Annotated in this window: 16 protein-coding genes, 2 tRNA genes and 1 riboswitch; of the genes, 8 read left to right on the top strand and 10 right to left on the bottom strand. The window is 55.1% G+C overall.

Features of this window, described 5'->3' with window-relative positions; translation table 11 throughout:
* Positions 1-4 precede the first annotated feature (4 nt).
* Entirely contained in the window at positions 5-1,030 is a 1,026-nt protein-coding gene (locus tag GOW93_RS05920; protein WP_170382201.1) for a LacI family DNA-binding transcriptional regulator, read from the bottom strand.
* 115 nt (positions 1,031-1,145) lie between these two features.
* Between GOW93_RS05920 and GOW93_RS05915 the strand changes: the two genes are divergently transcribed.
* Positions 1,146-1,222, top strand: a tRNA-Arg gene (locus GOW93_RS05915).
* Positions 1,223-1,540: 318 nt separating this feature from the next.
* Here GOW93_RS05915 and GOW93_RS05910 read toward each other — a convergent pair.
* Positions 1,541-2,527 carry a DUF3987 domain-containing protein gene (locus tag GOW93_RS05910; RefSeq protein ID WP_170382200.1) on the bottom strand — a complete coding sequence of 329 codons (987 nt, stop codon included), beginning with the start codon at positions 2,525-2,527 and terminating at the stop codon, positions 1,541-1,543.
* A gap of 23 nt (positions 2,528-2,550) precedes the next feature.
* The gene (locus GOW93_RS05905) at positions 2,551-2,802 is read right to left on the bottom strand and encodes a hypothetical protein (protein WP_170382199.1); all 252 of its coding nucleotides are present in this window, start codon (positions 2,800-2,802) and stop codon (positions 2,551-2,553) included.
* 717 nt (positions 2,803-3,519) lie between these two features.
* Here GOW93_RS05905 and GOW93_RS05900 point away from each other — a divergent pair.
* The 4 genes from GOW93_RS05900 to GOW93_RS20835 all read left to right on the top strand — a co-directional run bounded on the left by GOW93_RS05900 (position 3,520) and on the right by GOW93_RS20835 (position 7,512).
* Positions 3,520-5,112, top strand: coding sequence for an Eco57I restriction-modification methylase domain-containing protein (locus GOW93_RS05900; RefSeq protein ID WP_170382198.1), 1,593 nt, complete (start codon positions 3,520-3,522; stop codon positions 5,110-5,112).
* Positions 5,109-6,047 (top strand): XamI family restriction endonuclease, encoded by a 939-nt coding sequence (locus tag GOW93_RS05895; protein ID WP_170382197.1) that lies wholly within the window; start codon positions 5,109-5,111, stop codon positions 6,045-6,047. Before GOW93_RS05900 ends, GOW93_RS05895 begins: the two co-directional genes overlap by 4 nt.
* Before the next feature lie 302 nt (positions 6,048-6,349).
* Positions 6,350-6,934 (top strand): hypothetical protein, encoded by a 585-nt coding sequence (locus tag GOW93_RS05890; RefSeq protein ID WP_170382196.1) that lies wholly within the window; start codon positions 6,350-6,352, stop codon positions 6,932-6,934.
* A 335-nt stretch (positions 6,935-7,269) separates the two neighbouring features.
* Positions 7,270-7,512: a glycine zipper 2TM domain-containing protein gene (locus GOW93_RS20835; protein ID WP_170382195.1), complete on the top strand. Its 243-nt coding sequence runs from the start codon at positions 7,270-7,272 to the stop codon at positions 7,510-7,512.
* 267 nt (positions 7,513-7,779) lie between these two features.
* Here GOW93_RS20835 and GOW93_RS05880 read toward each other — a convergent pair whose 3' ends face one another.
* Complete coding sequence (locus GOW93_RS05880) at positions 7,780-9,660, bottom strand: tetratricopeptide repeat protein (protein ID WP_170382194.1); 1,881 nt, start codon at positions 9,658-9,660, stop codon at positions 7,780-7,782.
* A 572-nt stretch (positions 9,661-10,232) separates the two neighbouring features.
* Positions 10,233-10,308, bottom strand: a tRNA-Lys gene (locus GOW93_RS05875).
* Between the two features lie 211 nt (positions 10,309-10,519).
* On the opposite strand from GOW93_RS05875, the gene dapF reads away from it, so the two are divergent.
* Both dapF and mtaB read left to right on the top strand, forming a co-directional pair.
* Complete coding sequence (dapF, locus tag GOW93_RS05870) at positions 10,520-11,362, top strand: diaminopimelate epimerase (protein WP_170382193.1); 843 nt, start codon at positions 10,520-10,522, stop codon at positions 11,360-11,362.
* Positions 11,359-12,615: a tRNA (N(6)-L-threonylcarbamoyladenosine(37)-C(2))-methylthiotransferase MtaB gene (gene mtaB, locus GOW93_RS05865; protein ID WP_170382192.1), complete on the top strand. Its 1,257-nt coding sequence runs from the start codon at positions 11,359-11,361 to the stop codon at positions 12,613-12,615. The genes dapF and mtaB overlap by 4 nt, the downstream gene beginning before the upstream one ends.
* An 11-nt stretch (positions 12,616-12,626) precedes the next feature.
* Here the strand turns inward: mtaB and GOW93_RS05860 are convergent, their stop codons facing one another.
* From GOW93_RS05860 to petA, 4 genes are all read right to left on the bottom strand, one after another.
* Positions 12,627-13,040 carry a nuclear transport factor 2 family protein gene (locus GOW93_RS05860; RefSeq protein WP_170382191.1) on the bottom strand — a complete coding sequence of 138 codons (414 nt, stop codon included), beginning with the start codon at positions 13,038-13,040 and terminating at the stop codon, positions 12,627-12,629.
* A 144-nt stretch (positions 13,041-13,184) separates the two neighbouring features.
* Positions 13,185-13,970: a cytochrome c1 gene (locus GOW93_RS05855; protein WP_170382190.1), complete on the bottom strand. Its 786-nt coding sequence runs from the start codon at positions 13,968-13,970 to the stop codon at positions 13,185-13,187.
* 17 nt (positions 13,971-13,987) lie between these two features.
* Entirely contained in the window at positions 13,988-15,319 is a 1,332-nt protein-coding gene (petB, locus tag GOW93_RS05850) for a cytochrome b (RefSeq protein ID WP_170382189.1), read from the bottom strand.
* Positions 15,320-15,333: 14 nt separating this feature from the next.
* Positions 15,334-15,918, bottom strand: a complete 585-nt coding sequence (petA, locus tag GOW93_RS05845; protein ID WP_170382188.1) for a ubiquinol-cytochrome c reductase iron-sulfur subunit — start codon at positions 15,916-15,918, stop codon at positions 15,334-15,336.
* A 488-nt stretch (positions 15,919-16,406) separates the two neighbouring features.
* Here petA and GOW93_RS05840 point away from each other — a divergent pair, with 488 nt between their 5' ends.
* A complete protein-coding gene (locus GOW93_RS05840) occupies positions 16,407-16,853 on the top strand; it encodes a c-type cytochrome (RefSeq protein ID WP_170382187.1) in 447 nt (148 codons plus the stop codon).
* A 43-nt stretch (positions 16,854-16,896) separates the two neighbouring features.
* On the opposite strand, the gene GOW93_RS05835 is transcribed toward GOW93_RS05840, so the two are convergent.
* On the bottom strand, positions 16,897-17,505 hold the full coding sequence (locus GOW93_RS05835) for a glutathione S-transferase (RefSeq protein WP_170382186.1): 609 nt from the start codon (positions 17,503-17,505) through the stop codon (positions 16,897-16,899).
* A 110-nt stretch (positions 17,506-17,615) separates the two neighbouring features.
* Positions 17,616-17,815: riboswitch (FMN riboswitch) on the top strand.
* Position 17,816: the final 1 nt, after the last annotated feature.

Genomic DNA, 17,816 nt, shown 5'->3' with positions numbered 1-17,816 from the left:
AGGTTTAGCGCCGTTTCAGTGTGTCGCCATAGCTGATTTTAGGGGTCAGGGTGACGCGTGTGTCCACCTCGGCATTTGGATCGGCCAGTTGTGCGGCGATGATTTCCGCCGCCTTGCGCCCGATTTCATGCCGGCAGGCATCCATTGTGGCCAGCTTGCGCGGCAGGCCCTGCAGCAGTTCGACGTTATTGAACCCGGCCAGACCGATTTGCCCCGGTATGTCGATTCCCTGTTCCAGAAGGTACAGCAATCCGCCCGCACCGATCATATCGTTGGAATAATACAGAAAATCCAGATCGGGAGAGCGTTCCAGCATGGCTTGGGTCATCTCACGGCCCTTGGCCAGAGCTGATCCTCCGGAATAGAACTCACGATCTTCGATCTCGATGCCGTTTTTGCCCAGAACCTCAGTGAAGCCTTCGAACCGTTTCCGCGCACGGTGGTCCAGCGGCATCTTGGTACCCATGAAACCGATATGCTGGTATCCGGCCTTTAGGATCGCCTCGGCCATCTCGCGCCCGGCGCGGCGGTGGGAAATCCCGACCATCGCATCAACCGGTTTGCCGTCGGTGTCCATGATCTCGACAACCGGAATGCCTGCTGAATCCAGCATGGCACGGGCTGCGTCCGTGTGTTCCAGCCCTGCGACAATCACACCCGATGGACGCCACGAGAGCATCTCGTACAGGACCTTTTCCTCTTTCTCGGGCAGGTAATCGGTGACACCGACCACCGGCTGCAACTCGGTATCTTCCAACACCTGATTGATGCCGGTCAGGACCTCGGGAAATACCATGTTTGACAATGACGGGATGATCACTGCGACCAAATTAACCCGGCTTGAGGCCAGCGCGCCCGCGATTTTGTTGGGTACATATCCCAGCTCTTTTGCGGCGGCCAGAACACGGGTTCGGGTGGCGTCGGACACGTCGCCCCGGTTCCTCAGAACCCGGCTGACCGTCATCTCGGATACTCCGGAAGCCTCAGACACGTCACGAAGGGTAAGCGGGCGTTTTGTTTCTGTGGTCACGGAGAGCACCTGCACTGTTGTTTTGCCCGATGGTAGCGTGAACAGGATGGGATTTACAACTGTTGTGCAAAGGTCATGACAACCCTGAAAAACCAAGGTACAGAGAGCCTTGCGCGGCCCCGTGGCTCAACTGGATAGAGCAGCCCCCTCCTAAGGGGCAGGTTGCAGGTTCGAATCCTGCCGGGGTCGCCATAAAATCCAATAACTTACATGAAGTTCATTGCATTGCGGAACGGTAGTTGGGACGAAACTCGGAACGAAATAACGTTGTTCTATAACGTGTTGGCTGTCGCTGTTCGAAGAAACGTGGGTCTTTCAACATGGAGATCATGGAAGCGATCTCATTGGGCTGGCCGACTGCCTTTTGAGGAAGCTCTCACACCAGCGCTCACTAAATCCCAAAACACTACTTGCAGACGGTTTGCTGACGATGAATAAGAGCCAAAAACACTTTATTTACAATGGTTTCAGGCTCTCTTGCTGACGCTGACGGAGGACCCCCTCGCTCGCTTACCTCATGAGCTCCGTAATTCCTCTTGCCTGGGCAGCATTTTTGATTTCACGAACACCAGAAACCAGAGCGCGGTTGTCAAACTTCTTTCCGCTATTTTCACAGTTGGCTTTGACCTTCTCAGCCTTCTGAATAGTCAGTTCCAGCTCTGAAAGACCGTAGTTCTTGAGCAAATCGCGGGCAGCCTCAAGGTGAAGGCCGATCATACGGATTGCCAATGACATACTGTCCTTCTCAACTTTTAATCCTGGCTTGGCGGCAAGCGTATGAAAAATAACTGCGTAGGAAAATGCGGAGAAGGCCGTGCGGCGATAGAAGCTCGTCGGAACCTCCTCTTCGTTGAACATTTCCTTGAAACTGTTCTTGTAGAAGCTGATTGCTTCCTGATCGAACTCGAAAACAGCATCGAATAAGTCAGGATGCCCCACGACCCTTTCCCACGCACTCCTGATACCGTCCTTGCGCTTTTTCATCTCTGGTGTGTCGTCATTTTCAAAACAGATCGGAAAGTCAGTCGTAGGTCGGGCGGGGTCTTTAGGTGCCAGGATGTAGTTAAATCTTTGGGCAAAGCCATCGACCAGGGAGGCCGCTCTGATTTGATCTGAGAATGTCTCACCAACGGTCAATCCAAGAATGTTGATTGCATGGTTCGAAATAGATATATCTGTTTCTTTGGTCTTCCGTTCAATCGGACTGCCGGAATAAGCGCGGAGCAGCACATCTTTGATTTCTTCCATATATTGTATGTTTTGAATCTGATGCAAAAACTGCCCGAACTCATCTCTCGAAAAGAGGCCGCGAGGCTTAGCTTCGATGTCTTCAACAAATCTTGCTGCTGATGATGCCGATTCAATGATAGGGGCAGGTTGCCCGTGTCGATCACCGGTCATGTATTCCGTAATTTTGTCAATCGCCAGCGTTTTGCCGACACCGGACGGTCCCAGGACCACCGACCAGAGTTTTACAGGGTGATCTTGTCCGCCCATCCGATACTTTGCTCCGGCTGCATTCAAATGCCCAGAATAGAAAGAAAAATAATCATCAACGGAAGTTCCAAGGGAATATCTGATTCCGACTTAAAAATATCAACGACCTCATCAGCAATGGAACCGGGAGGAACAACCTGCAGCCCCTTCCATGTTTTCTCCCCTTTGAAAGACAGCATCATCCTGACGGTCTTTTGACCCTCTTCACTCATGTCAGGATACGCTTCGAGAATGCTCGCAGAATCAAACTCTTTTGCTCGAATAGCTTTGGTCATTATTGTTCTCCTTCTTAGACCTTTCCCAACCGATTTTCGGCGGGCAAAAACCAGATAGGTCCCCGCTTACGGTTCCGAAAAAAATGTCAGCAAAATAATCTGACCTGACCGAGGGGAGACCCCCAGTCAGCGTCAGCAAAAGATCTTGAAGCCTTTATAAATAAAGTGTTTTCGGCTCTTTCCCGTTGTCAGCAGACCGTCTGCAGGTGGTGTATTCCCAAAATCGAGAACGACATGGGCCTCAACCAATGAGACTCAAGACAGCGCGCCTTGGTCTCCTCTACACCTTGACCAGGGCGCTGCCCTATCGCACCATCTGACCCCGCTCTCTGCGCTTCTGGCGTGGCTGTGGCTCTATCAGTGGCGCTGGCACATCGAATAGAACCGGCTGCGTTTTGCGACTTCTGTTTCAGGTTGAGGACAGCCAGGAGCCGGGGGCATGATACAGGAAATCAGAAACACACAGCCCAATCCATAGCTATCGCTGTTGCGGCCAGCGAACGAATATCAATTGACACTTGTCGACTCGTCGACAAAAAATCACATCATGAACAGGCAGAATTCCAAAACAAAACGCCAAATCGTCGGCTTTTCCTTGGCTCCGGCACTGGCCCGAGAAGTGAAGGCGGAAGCCGCGCAACGCGGTCTCTCGCTTCGTAAGCTATTCGAAGAAATCTGACAGCTATATTTGGCTGAAAAGAAACGCAGGAAAGAGCCATGATTGAGAGCGAAGATCAGCTCGCCGGTGTTGCTGCGGCTTTAATCGGACCAGACATGGTCTTGCCCAGATTGGAGCAAAGGCTTGTCGATCGCCGCGAGGCTGCCTCGCCTGAACTGGTTGCGACGTTCCGGCGCGGGATCGAAGCGGGTGGAGATCCTCTTGGCGATGTCTTCTGCGCCTTGCGCAGCCCGGAAGAACGGCGCGAGGATGGCGCCACCTATACGCCGCCCGCGATCGTGGCGTCGATGATTGCTTGGGCACAGCGTCAGTCAAAAACCCCGGTTCGCATCGTTGATCCAGGGGCAGGATCAGGGCGTTTTACGATTGCAGCAGCACGCGCCTTCCCGAATGCAGAATTGATTGCTGTTGAGATTGACCCTCTGGCCCGGCTCCTGCTCCGCGCCAATGCGGCGGTGATTGGTTTTGCCGATCGTCTTTTTGTCCGGGCGAGCGACTTCCGCCGGATATCTCTCCCTGCCACCAACGGCCCGACGCTTTTCATCGGCAACCCACCATATGTGCGACACCACCAGATCAGTGAGCGGTGGAAAGACTGGTTCGGAAAGACAGCGACTGCGCTGGGATTCCGGGCGAGCAAGCTTGCCGGTCTGCATATCCACTTCTTCCTGAAAACCAGGAGTATTGGGCGGCCTGGTGATTTTGGAGCTTTCATTACAGCGGCAGAATGGATCGACGTGAACTATGGATCGGTTCTACGACAGATGCTTGCCAACGGGCTTGGCGGTGCCTCGCTCCATGTCATTTCCCCAGATGCCCGTCCCTTCGCCGATGCACTGACTACGGGGGCGATCACAGCCTTCAATCTCGGGGAGCGCCCGGATCGGTTCCTTGTAGACTCCGTCGATTCTGTCGAGTCCCTGGCGGATTTGAGTTCAGGGTCGACGATCGAATGGGCGACTTTGGAAGAGGCTCCCCGGTGGTCTATTCATATCCGAAAGGGGGCAAAACCAGCGCCAGGCCATATCGAACTTGGCGATCTGTTTCGCGTTCATCGCGGCCAGGTTTCAGGCGCGAACGGCGTGTGGATCGCGGGACCGCAGGCAGAAAAGCTTCCAAAGCGGTATCTTCTGCCCTGCATCACGAAAGCCCGCGATCTCCTCGAAGCAGGAGCCACACTTGAAGACGCCAGTGGTCTGCGTCGCGTGGTCGACTTGCCGCGTGACCTCAATGATCTTGAAGACGCTGAACGCGATTCCGTCGAGCGTTTCCTGGTTTGGGCGCGAAAACAGGGCGCGCATGAGAGCTATGTCGCGCGCCACCGACGGGCCTGGTGGTCTGTTGGACTGAAAGATCCGGCACCAATCCTTTGCACTTACATGGCGCGGCGTGCCCCAGGATTCGTGCGCAACGCTTGCGGGGCGCGGCATCTTAACATTGCGCACGGCCTTTATCCGCGTGAGCCGCTGGATGACGCCACGCTTTCACGTCTTGTGGCATATCTCTCCAAGAACGTCTGTATCAATTCAGGCCGCATCTATGCCGGAGGGCTGGCAAAGTTCGAGCCAGGAGAGGTATCTCGACTACCCGTCCCCTCCCCCGATCGTCTTCCAGAATTTACTGTTCAATGAGTATTCCTAACGTGTCTCGACTACCTACCATATGGACCGACGCCGAGCTAGAGGAGCAAGCGCAGGCGTCCATTGACGCTTTCGTTGATCGCCGTTTGAAAGAACCGCGTGATCGATACCTTGCTCATATTTCTCTACGTCAAGCCGCAATCATGCGTCTCTTTAAGACGTTGATTGGAGTTGATCCCAAGAATCCTGATGTTGAAGTCGTCCGGGAGGTTCTCCTCGATTCCGACCTGCTGAATGCATTGCGCTATGTCGCTGGTCCACCTGTCTCCGAAAATGACCTGAATGTTTTGGTGACGCGCTCCACTGTACGGATTACCAAGACGCGGCTCAAGGTCGAGGATGACTTGGTTCAGGCGGTCCTGCGGTTGATTTGTAGCCTGTCGGACCCAATCAGGTTTCCCTGGATCAATGATCGTCGCACGCCCGCCCCGCATGAACTGAAACATGCAATCCGGGCCACGGCGGCGCTCCACGCTACGCAGACCTTGCAGACAGAGAGGCGTGGATTTGGTCGAGCTGTCGAGAAGGCCCTGAAGGATCGGCTTCTTGAGCTCGGCTATGAGCAGATGAAAGCACCGAACAAAATCGAATCGCCATCGCAGTGGCCAACGGCGAATACTTTCTATGGAGAATGCGCAGTCTATGGCCGCAAGGCCGATATTTTGATCGGGTTGGCCGATGGCCGGATCGTCGCTGTGGAGGCAAAGGATTCGGCGTCGGCGCTAAACTCGATCAAGCGCGTCCTCAACGATACAGCAGCGAAGGCTGGGCACTGGAACACAAAAGCGGGTGAGGGAATCGTTCCGGTTGCGCTGCTCTCAGGTGTGTTCGGTGTAGAAAACCTCAAGAGTGCTCAAGCGTCAGGTCTATACTTGGTCTGGACACACGAACTGGATAGTTTTGTGAGCTGGCTGTTAGCGCAGTAAGTGTGCGCGCCGACCTGTTTTCTAAGAAGCAGAAAGTCCCAGCAGTTTTCCTGCCGGGGCGTATTGCTCTCTTCCTGAGAAGAGTGATCAATCTTTCGGCAGTGGTAGCAGACCAATTGCGCGCCCACCCCTCAGTTTGAATGACACTTGACCCAGAAGCACTCAAATTTCCGGTGCGCGAACGCCGGATTTTTTTGCTTTTTTCAGTCTTTTTCCGCCTGATTTTTTACTGCGTTCGGAGTGTCGGACCTATCTTCTAGTTGAGGCAGAGAAGCCCCCGAAACAAGAGGAAAAACCGAGCTATGACTAACATTCAATTCGCCAAAATATCCCCAAAACTTTTTCGGAAGACACGAATCAGGAGCCTCCAGGGGTTTCAGTTTCATGCGAAGCTGATCGAGGAGATGAACGGTAGCCGCGTCTGGCGTGTTGAGGTACGAGCCGGGAAGGACTTGCTCAAGGATCGATGGCAGATCAGAAAGTGGCCCCAATTTGACGCCATGTTCGGTGATGTCATTGCCGAGGCACTAAAGAAGATACGGTACTGTGAACCTGATCCTGACGATGGAAACCGCGCCCGGTGGCAAAACCATGAAATCTGGGACTTGATTTCAGGATCGTCAGAAAATGATTTGCTGGAAATGCGAAGCTATGTCGATGCCACAAGCGTAAAGCACGTACATCGCACTGAGCAAATTCGGTTGATATCAGCGCAACTGGCCGGTCTTGGTATCACGCTGGCCGCACTGGAGGATGCTCAGGAAAGTGAGTTGAGTGATTTCATGGATAGCGTTGGAGGCAGGCTCGCAGAGAACATAAAGGCTGATCCTGAGCGCGCCGCAAACAAGCTGCAAGAAGCCAAGAACAGATATCGATTTATAGCGTAGCCCACTGACGCGCACCCGCCTTCCTTTGTGCTGTGCCCAATTGAGCATTTATCGATCCCATGGTCGCGGTTGATCATAATTTGATTACTTGTTCTCGCAGAAAGTCGAAAATGGTGGAATTAGGAGTTTGGGATTGCTGACCTTGAAAGTCAGGTCGGTAGTTTAATCTGCGGTTCACCTCAGAGCCATACGACGACATTGCTCAGCCGACGAACTAGCCCGCCTTGGGCGGGTTATTGCTTGTGGATCGACTGCGGGTTGGAGAGAGGTTCGGAAGAACCTACATGTCTGGAAACAAGAGCCTATGACGTACTAATGAACGTAAGGAATCCGACATGAAGAAGACAACAGTAGCTTGCCTGCTTGGTGGCGCATTGCTCTTGGCAGCATGTGGAGCCCCGACAACACCAACTCAGGCTCAAGCACAAAGCGACGCTCGGTGTGCTGCTGGTATTTTGGGGGGGGCAGCTCTTGGTGGCGTCCTAGGCAACCAGATTGGTGCAGGCTCGGGTAAAACCCTTGCTACGGCGGCTGGTGCTGGACTTGGAATGTATGCAGGCCAATCGGCATGTAATTGACGACAAGACCTAGACTGTAAAAGAGAGGCGCTAGCGCGCCGAATGAAATCCCGCACGGTTGCCAGCGGGCTGCGTCCTTGGGAGCCCTTACCGGACGTTGTTGAGCCGCCGAGGTGCTGCAAGTGCCTTCGACAGGTCGCAGCCCAGCCCAGACATTCATCAGCGAGCTTTGTTGATCCCGAGGAGCGGGCGGGCTCATTCAAGCAACTATGCTACAAAAAGTGGAGACTGCACGTCCTGACAGTATTCAGGGTTTCGAAAACCTAGCTACTCAGGCAACCCACCTGCAATCATCGCACCAAAATACCGGTCCTGGTCCTCTGAACGCAAAAAGGGCGTGTTTCTGTGTGTAGAAACACGAAAGTCCGGCCTGATTTCGAGTAATTTTTTTGCTTCAACCTGTGCATCTTCCAGACGTCCCATTTCTGCAAGGGTTGCGACCAAGATGCGGCGCGGAGGAAGCGACCTTGGATAAGTTGAGATACCGGTTTTTGCCAGCAGAATTGCCTGTTCGTAATCTCCGATTAGAAAATGAGAAAGGGCCGCGTTAAAATTATACCAGCCGGGATAACGCGGGTTGACCCTTTTTGCCTTGTTGTTCCATTCAATCGCTTCGGCTGGCTCACCCATGAGCGAGCGCAAAAAACCCATGTCATACAAGACCTCAGGATCATTCGGGTTCTCCCGAATTGCGCGCTGAAACGCTTGGTAAGCGAGTTGGTGATCGTGGTCGGCAAACAAGTGTAGCTGTCCTAAGCGATGTTGAACACGATAGTCAGATTGATCCAGTTCCAATGCGCGCTCTGCGTGTTGACGAGCTTTGTTCAGTGCAGTTTTCGGATCGTCCGACCCACCGAAACGCCAAAGGCTAAGATAGCGACCGCTCAGTTCAATATGTGCAGAAAGGTAGTCTGGATCGAGCACTATAGCTTGTTCTAGCAGGTCAATTGCCTCTTGCCGACTTGCAGTATTCAACAGCTTGCTTTTGGCAACGGCCCTCAGAAATAGCTCATATGCTTCAAGATCATCGGTCGGTCGTTTCTTCAGCGACGCGACTTCTTCTTCCTCAACTACTATTTTCAGGGTGGATGCGATTTCCCGAATAAGGTCGGCCTGAGCGGAAAACAATTCTTCGATCCCAATGTCATATTGTTCCGACCATAATGCGTGCCCCGTCTCCGTTTCTATAAGTGTCGAGTTAACTGAAATATTCTCGCCAACGCTCTGAACGCTACCTGACAGAACATATCGCACACCGAGCTCTCGACCTATTTCTCGCGGTTTGGCCAAGCTGTCCGCAAAGGTAATCGAAGTCGAACCAGCGATCACAAATAGCTGTGGAAACTTCGAAAGCTGCGTAGTGATCGCTGTTCCAAAGCCTTCCGCCAGATAGCCGACCTCTTCAACTGTTGAGCGGTTCTCAAAGGGCAAAACGACGATGGAAGGTTCGTCCGGGATGGCAAGCGCCAACTCCTCTTGTTCGGTCAGGGGGGCCACATCTCTGGATCGCCACCATATTACCGCAACCAGCACCAAGCAGATGCATACTGCACCGACCAGAGTTGGCACCCATTTGGATATGTGTGGTTTCGTATGCGCAACTGGCTCTGATACAGCCAAAGCCTTGGCCTTGTCATCCAGTACGACTTCAAAGGCTCGGACTGGTCTCTCTATGTTCTTGACTTCGGTCTCACCCAGATCCTCGAAATTCAGATCCAGTTTGTCCTGCACCTGATCCCGCACGCTGCGGTGAATGCAAATACCTCCGGGCTCAGCCAAGCCTTCAAGGCGGGCAGCGACATTAACACCATCACCATAAATGTCTCCGTCCTCGGCAATCACATCTCCGATATTTATGCCGATCCGAAACACAATTCTTTCGTTTTCTGGAACGTCCGAGTTTCGAGAAAGCATTTCGTTTTGTACAGAAACGGCAAATTTCATTGCCTGTACGGTGCTCTCAAACTCCAGCAGTGCACCATCACCCATCAACTTGATCGTCTTGCCACCAAAACTCGCTGCAAAGGGGTCAATGAGTTCCAACCGGTGCGACTTTAGTGCTGCCAAGGTCGCTGACTCGTCGCGTTCCATCAGCCGCGAGTAGCCCACGACGTCAATACTCAAGATGGTAGTAAGGCGACGTTCCACTCCCGTCCTCCCCTGCACGGAAGACTATCCATCCTGATCCATTGAATCCATAGTTCTGCTATTCGCCCTATTCCTATTCACTTTTGTGAGGCGTCGGTCTGGCGATGACAAAGTCAGATTTTTCGAAGTGGAGACCAAGCATGGTAACCACAAGACGCCGACATAATGTGGGCGATGATCAAAGTGAGGGACCAACGATGTCTAAGCGGCCTTAAAGCAATTATGGGTTTCGCATAGAGATTCTGTTGGAATGCTGCGAACGGCTAGTTTACCTGACGACACCCCAGCATGTTCGTCGTTTGGTTAAGGGCAATTTCGTGAGGTACTCGAAACTTTGCAAAGTCCGCTTTTGCGCAAAGCCGCCGCCCGTAATGGTCAGTGTTGCTAATACAGCGAAGGTCTGCTCGGTGGCCTTAGCAACCAAAATCAGAATAAGGCGCGCTTTGTCATTGTGGTCCTATAGGCACACTTCAATCTTTGCTACAGTGCTTCCGTATTGCTTCCGGCAAGCTACGCGGCACGAAACGATCTCCGCGCAAGCCTGCGTAACTTTTTGTTTTCATTGAAAAAAGTGGTGAGCCGTGCAGGATTCGAACCTGCGACCCACTGATTAAAAGTCAGTTGCTCTACCAACTGAGCTAACGGCCCACTCTTTTTATGGATCTCTTCGATCCGTGGCGCTCTCTAAGGCATTTTCCCATCCGGGTTCAAGCCTTTATTTTGCGCTTCGTTCCACCTTAACTTAACTTGTTTCCAGCGTCCCGATAGGCGGCCTACTTAGGCAGGTGGCTTAGGGGGGTCAACCCCTTTTTTCGGGAATCTTCACCGCAGGGTGGATTCCTTTCCTGACCATCGTTATATGCCCGCCATGCAACAGACACACGACACCGGTTTGCCCTTCATGAAGATGCACGGGCTAGGCAATGACTTTGTCATTGTGGATGCACGCGTGGATAACATTGAGGTCACCCCCGCTTTGGCACGGGGAATCGGGCACCGGCAATTCGGTGTGGGCTTTGACCAGTTGGCTGTGATTGAAAACGGTGAAGCGGATGCACACCTTGTGTTTTACAACGCGGACGGATCGACCTCGGCGGCTTGCGGGAACGCGACGCGCTGTATTGCTCGCTTTCTTATGGCAGAATCCGGAAAATCCGAACTGACGCTGACCACTGAACGCGGCACGCTTTATGCGCGCGACGCTGGAGGCGACCTGACCTCAGTTAACATGGGGCAACCGCAGCTGAACTGGCACGAGATTCCGCTGGCCGAAGAGGTCGACACGCTGGAACTGCCGATTGAGGGCGGCCCAAGTGCCACTGGCATGGGCAACCCGCATTGCACATTCTTTGTTGAAGATGCCGAAGCGATTCCGCTGACCGAATTTGGTTCGCGTTATGAGCATCATCCGCTCTACCCCGAGCGTACCAACGTACAAGTGGCGCAGGTCATAGGGCCGGATCACATTCGTATGCGCGTGTGGGAGCGGGGCGTGGGCATTACGCTGGCGTCGGGTTCGTCTTCCTGTGCAACGGCCGTTGCAGCCGCACGGCGCGGCCTGACCGGGCGCAAGGTGCAGATCGATCTGGATGGCGGCACCATCTGGATTGACTGGCGCGAGGATGGCGTCTGGATGACTGGGCCGACGTGCCATGTTTTCTCAGGCACGTTGACGCCTGAATTCCTGGGGTCTTTGGGATGAATCCCCCCAAGTTCACCACGCTGGGCTGCCGCCTGAACGCCTATGAGACCGAGGCGATGAAGGAGCTGTCGCAACAGGCGGGGCTGACCGACGCGGTGGTAGTGAACACTTGCGCGGTCACGGCCGAGGCGGTGCGCAAGGCACGGCAGGAGATTCGTAAGCTGCGCCGCGAGAACCCGAACGCGCGACTGATCGTAACCGGCTGTGCCGCTCAGACCGAACCCGAGACGTTCTCTCGGATGGAAGAGGTCGATGCGGTCATCGGCAATACCGAGAAGATGCAGCCCAACACCTGGAAGGGAATGGCGGCGGACTTCATCGGCCAAACCGAGGCCGTGCAGGTCGATGACATCATGTCGGTCACCGAAACCGCCGGGCACCTGATCGACGGGTTCGGAACACGCTCACGCGCGTATGTGCAGGTGCAGAATGGCTGTGATCACCGCTGCACCTTTTGCATCATCCCTTATGGTCGAGGCAACTCTCGCAGCGTCCCGGCTGGTGTCGTGGTGGATCAGATCAAACGGCTGGTGGACCGGGGGTATAACGAGGTTGTTCTGACCGGCGTTGACCTGACTTCATGGGGCGCAGACCTGCCCGCACAGCCCAAACTGGGCGATCTGGTGATGCGCATCCTGAAACTGGTGCCCGACCTGCCGCGCCTGCGGATCAGCTCGATCGACTCGATCGAGGTGGATGAAAACCTGATGCAGGCCATCGCGACGGAACCGCGCCTGATGCCGCATCTGCACCTGTCGCTGCAGCACGGGGATGACCTGATCCTGAAACGGATGAAGCGCCGCCACCTCCGCGAGGATGCCATCCGCTTTACCGAAGAAGCCCGCAAACTGCGCCCTGAAATGACCTTTGGCGCCGACATCATTGCAGGCTTCCCGACCGAGTCTGATGCCCATTTCGAGAATTCACTGAAGCTGGTCACAGACTGCGATCTGACTTGGCTGCACGTCTTCCCCTATTCCAAGCGCGACGGCACCCCAGCGGCCCGGATACCGCAGCAGATCAACGGGAATATCATCAAAGACCGTGCAGCCCGCTTGCGCGCTGCAGGTGAGGCTCAGGTCACCAAACACCTGAGCGCCCAGATCGGCAAAACCCATCACATCCTGATGGAGAACCCCCATATGGGCCGGACCGAGCAATTCACCGAAGTCACATTCGATACCCCACAAACCGAGGGACAGATTGTGACTGCGAAAGTGCTGGGGTGTACCGTGACTCAGTTGGTCGCCTGAGGCACGCGCACTTAGCTGGTCACGGCAGATACCGCAGCAGTGTCGTAGAATTCTTCATATTCGCAGACAAGCCCATCGCGGAATCGGCATATGATAACGATTGGCGTCTCCACTGTTTTGCCGGTGCCTTTATGCGTCCAGGCACAAACGCCAATACCTACTACCCTGTCGTCCTGGGCAATGGTATCTTTCAGCGTCCAATGCTGCATTTCGAACGCCTTGGTCAGGTCTTCCAGATATTCCTGCATTTCGGCCCGACCATCGCGTCCGCAGCTGAAATCCAGCCCGTATTGCCCCCTGCCCAGCGAGCGCATGCACAAATCTTCGGTTGTGTACTTTTTCCACATACCGACATCAGAGGCTTTGCAGTCATTCCATTCCTTGAAAGCCTTGCGCATCTTTTCGACGTTGCGCTGCGTGTCCATAATCCGTTCTCCCAAATGATATCCGGTAAAAATGCACTGCCCCGAAACAAAAGGGGACGGGTCGAGTATAGCACCCGAATGGTTGCAAACAAAAAAGGCCCGGCGTCGTGCGCCGGGCCTTTCTAAATCCTTGTGGAAGTCCGATCAGACAGTCTTTTTGCCCTTCACAGCGGCCCACAGGCGCTTGTTGACCAGGTACAGCAGCACCGACAGCACCGACAGAAAGATAACGCCAACGAAGCCGGAGTACTTGCGCTCCATCATCTTCGGTTCAGCGGTCCACATCAGGAAGGCGGCGATGTCTTCGGACATGGCCTCAACCGTGGCCGGGTGACCATCGGCAAATTCCACCTGATCGTCGGACAGCGGCGGTGCCATCGAAATCCAGCCGCCGGGGAAGGCTTTGTTCTCATAGAGAACGGCGCCTGCCTCTTCCTTTTCCTCACCGGTATAGCCGTCCAGCAGCGAGGCGATGTATTCCGCGCCACCCATGCCTTTAAACAGCTGGTTGATACCCAGACCGTAAGGGCCGTGGAAGCCGGCACGGGCCTTAGCCATCAGGCTGAGGTCCGGTGCGCCAACACCGTTATTGGCCGGGAAGTGATCGGTTGGGATCGCCGGGCGAAAATCGTCCAGCTCGGGGTCGAACACTTCGAAGTTGCCCGCAGCGTAGGCGATGACTTCTTCTTCCGAATACCCCAGCGCTTCGAGATCACGCAGAGGCACATATTGCAGGCCGTGGCAGGCTGCGCAAACCTCGGTATAGATCTGAAGACCGCGCTGCAGCTGGTTTTGATCCCAGGTGCCAAAAGGCCCTTCGAACGAGAAGTGGAAATCCTCGATATGCTGCTCGCCGCCACCTGCCGCGAAGGACGCAGCAGGGGTAAGAGCCAGAGCAAACGCGGCACCGATTGCAAGTTTCTTGAACATGTTTCCGGTCCCTCTTCTTACTCGGCCGGCGTGGCGTCGGCGTCAGCCTTGCCATAATGCGCGTTGAAGTCTTCTTCGATGGTCTCGGGCTGGGCCAGAGGTTTCTCGATCACGCCGAGGATCGGCAGGATCACGAAGAAATAGGCGAACCAGTAGGCGGACGCGATCAGCGAGAAGGTCGCATAGGGCTCTTCCGCGGGCATCGCACCCAGCCACATCAGGGCAAAGAAGTCGATGATCAGCAGGTAGAACCACCATTTGAACATCGGACGGTACTTGCCCGAACGCACGGTCGACGTGTCCAGCCAGGGCGCCAGAGCCATGGCCAAGATCGCACCGAACATCGCGATCACACCAAAGAACTTGGCGTCGATGATGCCGCCGGTGATGAAGCTGGCGAACTGAACGACCCAGACCTCACCGGTGAACGCGCGCAGGATCGCGTAGAACGGCAGGAAGTACCATTCGGGAACGATGTGTGCAGGCGTGACCAGCGGGTTGGCCTCGATGTAGTTGTCCGGGTGACCCAGATAGTTCGGCATGAAACCGACGATGGCCCAGAACACGACCAGGATCACGGCCAGCGCGAACAGGTCCTTGATCACGAAGTAGGGCCAGAAGGGCAGGGTGTCTTTTTCTGCTTCGGCTTTCGAACCGCGACGTACTTCAACACCTGTGGGGTTGTTGTTGCCCGTGGTGTGGAAGGCCCAGATATGCACGATCACCAGCGCCGCAATTACGAACGGCAGCAGGTAGTGCAGCGAGAAGAAGCGGTTCAGCGTGGCGTTGTCCACCGCGGGTCCGCCCAGAAGCCAGGTCTGAATTGCTTCACCCACAAACGGGATCGCGCCAAACAGGCCGGTGATCACGGTCGCACCCCAGAAGGACATCTGACCCCAGGGCAGAACGTAGCCCATGAAGGCGGTGCCCATCATCATCAGGTAAATCAGCATCCCGATGATCCACGTGATTTCACGCGGAGCTTTGTAGGAGCCATAGAACAGGCCACGGAAGATGTGGATATAGACCGCAACAAAGAACAGCGACGCGCCGTTCATGTGCAGGTAGCGCAGCATATAGCCGCCATTCACGTTGCGCATGATGTGTTCGATGCTGGCAAAGGCCAGATCAACATGCGGGGTGTAGTGCATCACCAGAACAATACCGGTGACGATTTGCAGCGCCAGGCAGAACGCCAGGACGATGCCCCAGATCCACCACCAGTTCAGGTTCTTCGGGGTGGGAATCATCAGGGTGTCATACAGCAGGCCGACGATGGGCAGGCGGCTGTTCAGCCACTTCTCGCCGTTTGTCTTCGGCTCGTAATGATCGTGGGGAATTCCGGACATAAGTTAGGTCTCCCTTAGCCGAGTCTGATTGTGCTGTTGTCCACCCATTCCGCAGGCGGGACAGGCAGGTTTTCAGGCGCGGGGCCTTTGCGGATACGACCGGCAAGGTCGTAGTGCGAGCCGTGGCAGGGGCAGAACCAGCCGCCAAAGTCACCAGCATCACCCAGAGGCACACAACCCAGGTGGGTACACACGCCCATCTGAACCAGCCAAGCACCCGGTGCTTCGCCTTCGGGCGAGGGCATCACGCGGTTGGCATCGGTCGCAGGTGCATCCGCTGGCTGGTTGAAGTTACGCGCCAGCGGGTCGGGCAATGCGCCAACGCCTTCGGCGTCCTGCGCTTGCGCTTCCTGAATCTCGGCACCAGTGCGGTGACGGATGAACACGGGTTTACCCAGCCATTTCACGGTCAGCTGCGTACCCGGCTCAACGCCGCTCACATCCACGCGGATCGAGGACAGCGCCTGAACGTCTGCCGAGGGATTCATTTGGTTGATCAGGGGCCATACGGCTGCACCCGTCGCAACGACACCTGCGCCGCCAGCGACGTAGTAGAGGAAATCTCTGCGGGTGCCTTCGTTGTCTTCTGCGTGGGACACGAGGTTTTCTCCGATTCCGGCGCCCGCGGTTGCGGGCAAACATGCATCAGCACCGCATCAAATACGGCGTCTCATCGCGGCTATCTAGCGGGGAGAAATCGGTTCGTCCAGCGGTCATAGGCGCGCACTACGCCGCATCTGGGCATTCATGTCACAACGAGGCGGCATTTTTTCAAGATGCAAGCGGGTTTAAGTGAAGAAACCCGCCCTACGCCCTGGATTCGGGGTCTATGTGATTCGGGCTAGAAAATCGCCTAACGGAAGGTTGTGGTTGGGGCGTCCCAAATCCTTTCGAAGAGCAGATGGCGGGCAAGATTCTGACCAGATTTTGCCACGCAATTTCCCACTTTTCTGGAATGTGTGGCTGGATAAAAACTGAGTTAAAAATAGATATTTTATAACGGCTTACATGTGCTCGATTTCGATTGCACTTTTTACGGGAATCCACGAAGGCGCGGTAAATTTCGAACCTCAGCAGGACGTCTCCCATGTCAAAGCTTATCGCCCCCACATTGATCCTTGTTCTGACCCTTGCGTCTCAAGCCGCAGCGGCCGGTGACCCGGCGAAAGGCGAAAAACTCTTTAATCGTTGCTCCTCTTGCCATGCGATCATCAAAGATGGAGAGTTTTTGGTCAAAGGAGGCATCACTGGACCGAATCTTTACGGAGTTGTGGGGCGTGTTGCCGGATCTGAGAGTGATTACCGCTTTGGTAGCGAGCGTCTGCCCATAGGCATGTTCACTGACGACATGATCCGCGCAGGTGACGAAGGTTTAATCTGGACCGAAGACAACATCGCTGCCTATTCCCAAGATCCTATCGGTTTCATTCGGGAATATCTGAATGATGAGACGGCCCGCCCGAACATGAGCGTAAAGCTGAAAAAAGGCGCCGAGGATATCGCCGCCTATCTCGCCACCTTCAATGCCCAATGAGCATAAGCGCCTTGCCCCTCGCTCAAGGCGCGGGGCGTCATTTTTAACTCGGCGGGCGTGTGGCAGCCATGCTGGGGCGCTTGCTGAACTCGGCATACCAAGCAGCAAGCGCGTCGTTTCCCTTGCGCCAGCCGCGCGCATCGTGGCGAAGGTCTAGATAGCCCAGCGCGCAAGCTACGGCGATCTGCCCCATGTCCAGTGAGCCCGACAAATGTGCCATCCAGCGCTGGTTTAGCGCCGCGCAGGCACGTTCGATCTTGACCCATTGTGCTTCGCACCAGTCGTCCCATTTCTTGTCCTCGGGGCGCAGGCGGACTTCGTAGGTCATCAACAACGCGGCATCCAGGATACCGTCGGCCAATGCCTCGAGCGTCAGAACGTCCCAGCGTGTGGCACCTTCAGGATAGAGCCCGGCCTTTGCGCGCGTGTCCAGAAAGGCGCAAATCACTCGGCTGTCAAACAAGGTAGGGCCGTCCGGGCGCTCTAACGCCGGAACCTTGGTCAGCGGCGCTTTGCTCAGCAAGGGCGCAGCGGGTGAAACCGGTGTATTTGCGACCGTCTCAAGCTCAACATCTTGCAACTGTTCGGTTTCGTGCAGCAACACCATGACCTTGCGCACATAAGGTGACGTCGGACTGTGATAGAGTTTCATTCGCGATCTCCCTGCTTGCGCCGACCTTACATTACAGGGCCTGAATCGAAACCTTCAATTCTTGGGTGGCGACACCCCTTGCGTAACTGCGTATGGCTTGGCAAGGTTCGCTTCGTTCTCAGGGCGGGGCGAAATTCCCCACCGGCGGTATGCGGGCAATGACCCGTAAGCCCGCGAGCGGCCTCGCAGTGTCCACGATCCGAAAAGTGGGAACCGGTTTTCGGACAAATTGTGGAACCACCAAAGGGTGTCAGCAGATTTGGTGAGAGGCCAGAGCCGACGGTTACAGTCCGGATGAAAGAGAACGTGCA

Source organism: Ruegeria atlantica, from assembly GCF_013032455.1.
GTDB classification, from domain to species: Bacteria; Pseudomonadota; Alphaproteobacteria; order Rhodobacterales; family Rhodobacteraceae; genus Ruegeria; species Ruegeria atlantica_B.
This window is presented reverse-complemented; position numbering and strand designations above follow the sequence as displayed.

Coding starts and splice junctions, on each gene's coding strand:
- petB (WP_170382189.1), bottom strand. CDS start 15,319: ATGTCCGGAATTCCCCACGATCATTACGAGCCGAAGACAAACGGCGAG.
- dapF (WP_170382193.1), top strand. CDS start 10,520: ATGCCCGCCATGCAACAGACACACGACACCGGTTTGCCCTTCATGAAG.
- mtaB (WP_170382192.1), top strand. CDS start 11,359: ATGAATCCCCCCAAGTTCACCACGCTGGGCTGCCGCCTGAACGCCTAT.
- GOW93_RS05890 (WP_170382196.1), top strand. CDS start 6,350: ATGACTAACATTCAATTCGCCAAAATATCCCCAAAACTTTTTCGGAAG.
- GOW93_RS05895 (WP_170382197.1), top strand. CDS start 5,109: ATGAGTATTCCTAACGTGTCTCGACTACCTACCATATGGACCGACGCC.
- GOW93_RS05910 (WP_170382200.1), bottom strand. CDS start 2,527: ATGGGCGGACAAGATCACCCTGTAAAACTCTGGTCGGTGGTCCTGGGA.
- GOW93_RS05855 (WP_170382190.1), bottom strand. CDS start 13,970: ATGTTCAAGAAACTTGCAATCGGTGCCGCGTTTGCTCTGGCTCTTACC.
- GOW93_RS05835 (WP_170382186.1), bottom strand. CDS start 17,505: ATGAAACTCTATCACAGTCCGACGTCACCTTATGTGCGCAAGGTCATG.
- GOW93_RS05900 (WP_170382198.1), top strand. CDS start 3,520: ATGATTGAGAGCGAAGATCAGCTCGCCGGTGTTGCTGCGGCTTTAATC.
- GOW93_RS05860 (WP_170382191.1), bottom strand. CDS start 13,040: ATGGACACGCAGCGCAACGTCGAAAAGATGCGCAAGGCTTTCAAGGAA.
- GOW93_RS05905 (WP_170382199.1), bottom strand. CDS start 2,802: ATGACCAAAGCTATTCGAGCAAAAGAGTTTGATTCTGCGAGCATTCTC.
- GOW93_RS05840 (WP_170382187.1), top strand. CDS start 16,407: ATGTCAAAGCTTATCGCCCCCACATTGATCCTTGTTCTGACCCTTGCG.
- GOW93_RS20835 (WP_170382195.1), top strand. CDS start 7,270: ATGAAGAAGACAACAGTAGCTTGCCTGCTTGGTGGCGCATTGCTCTTG.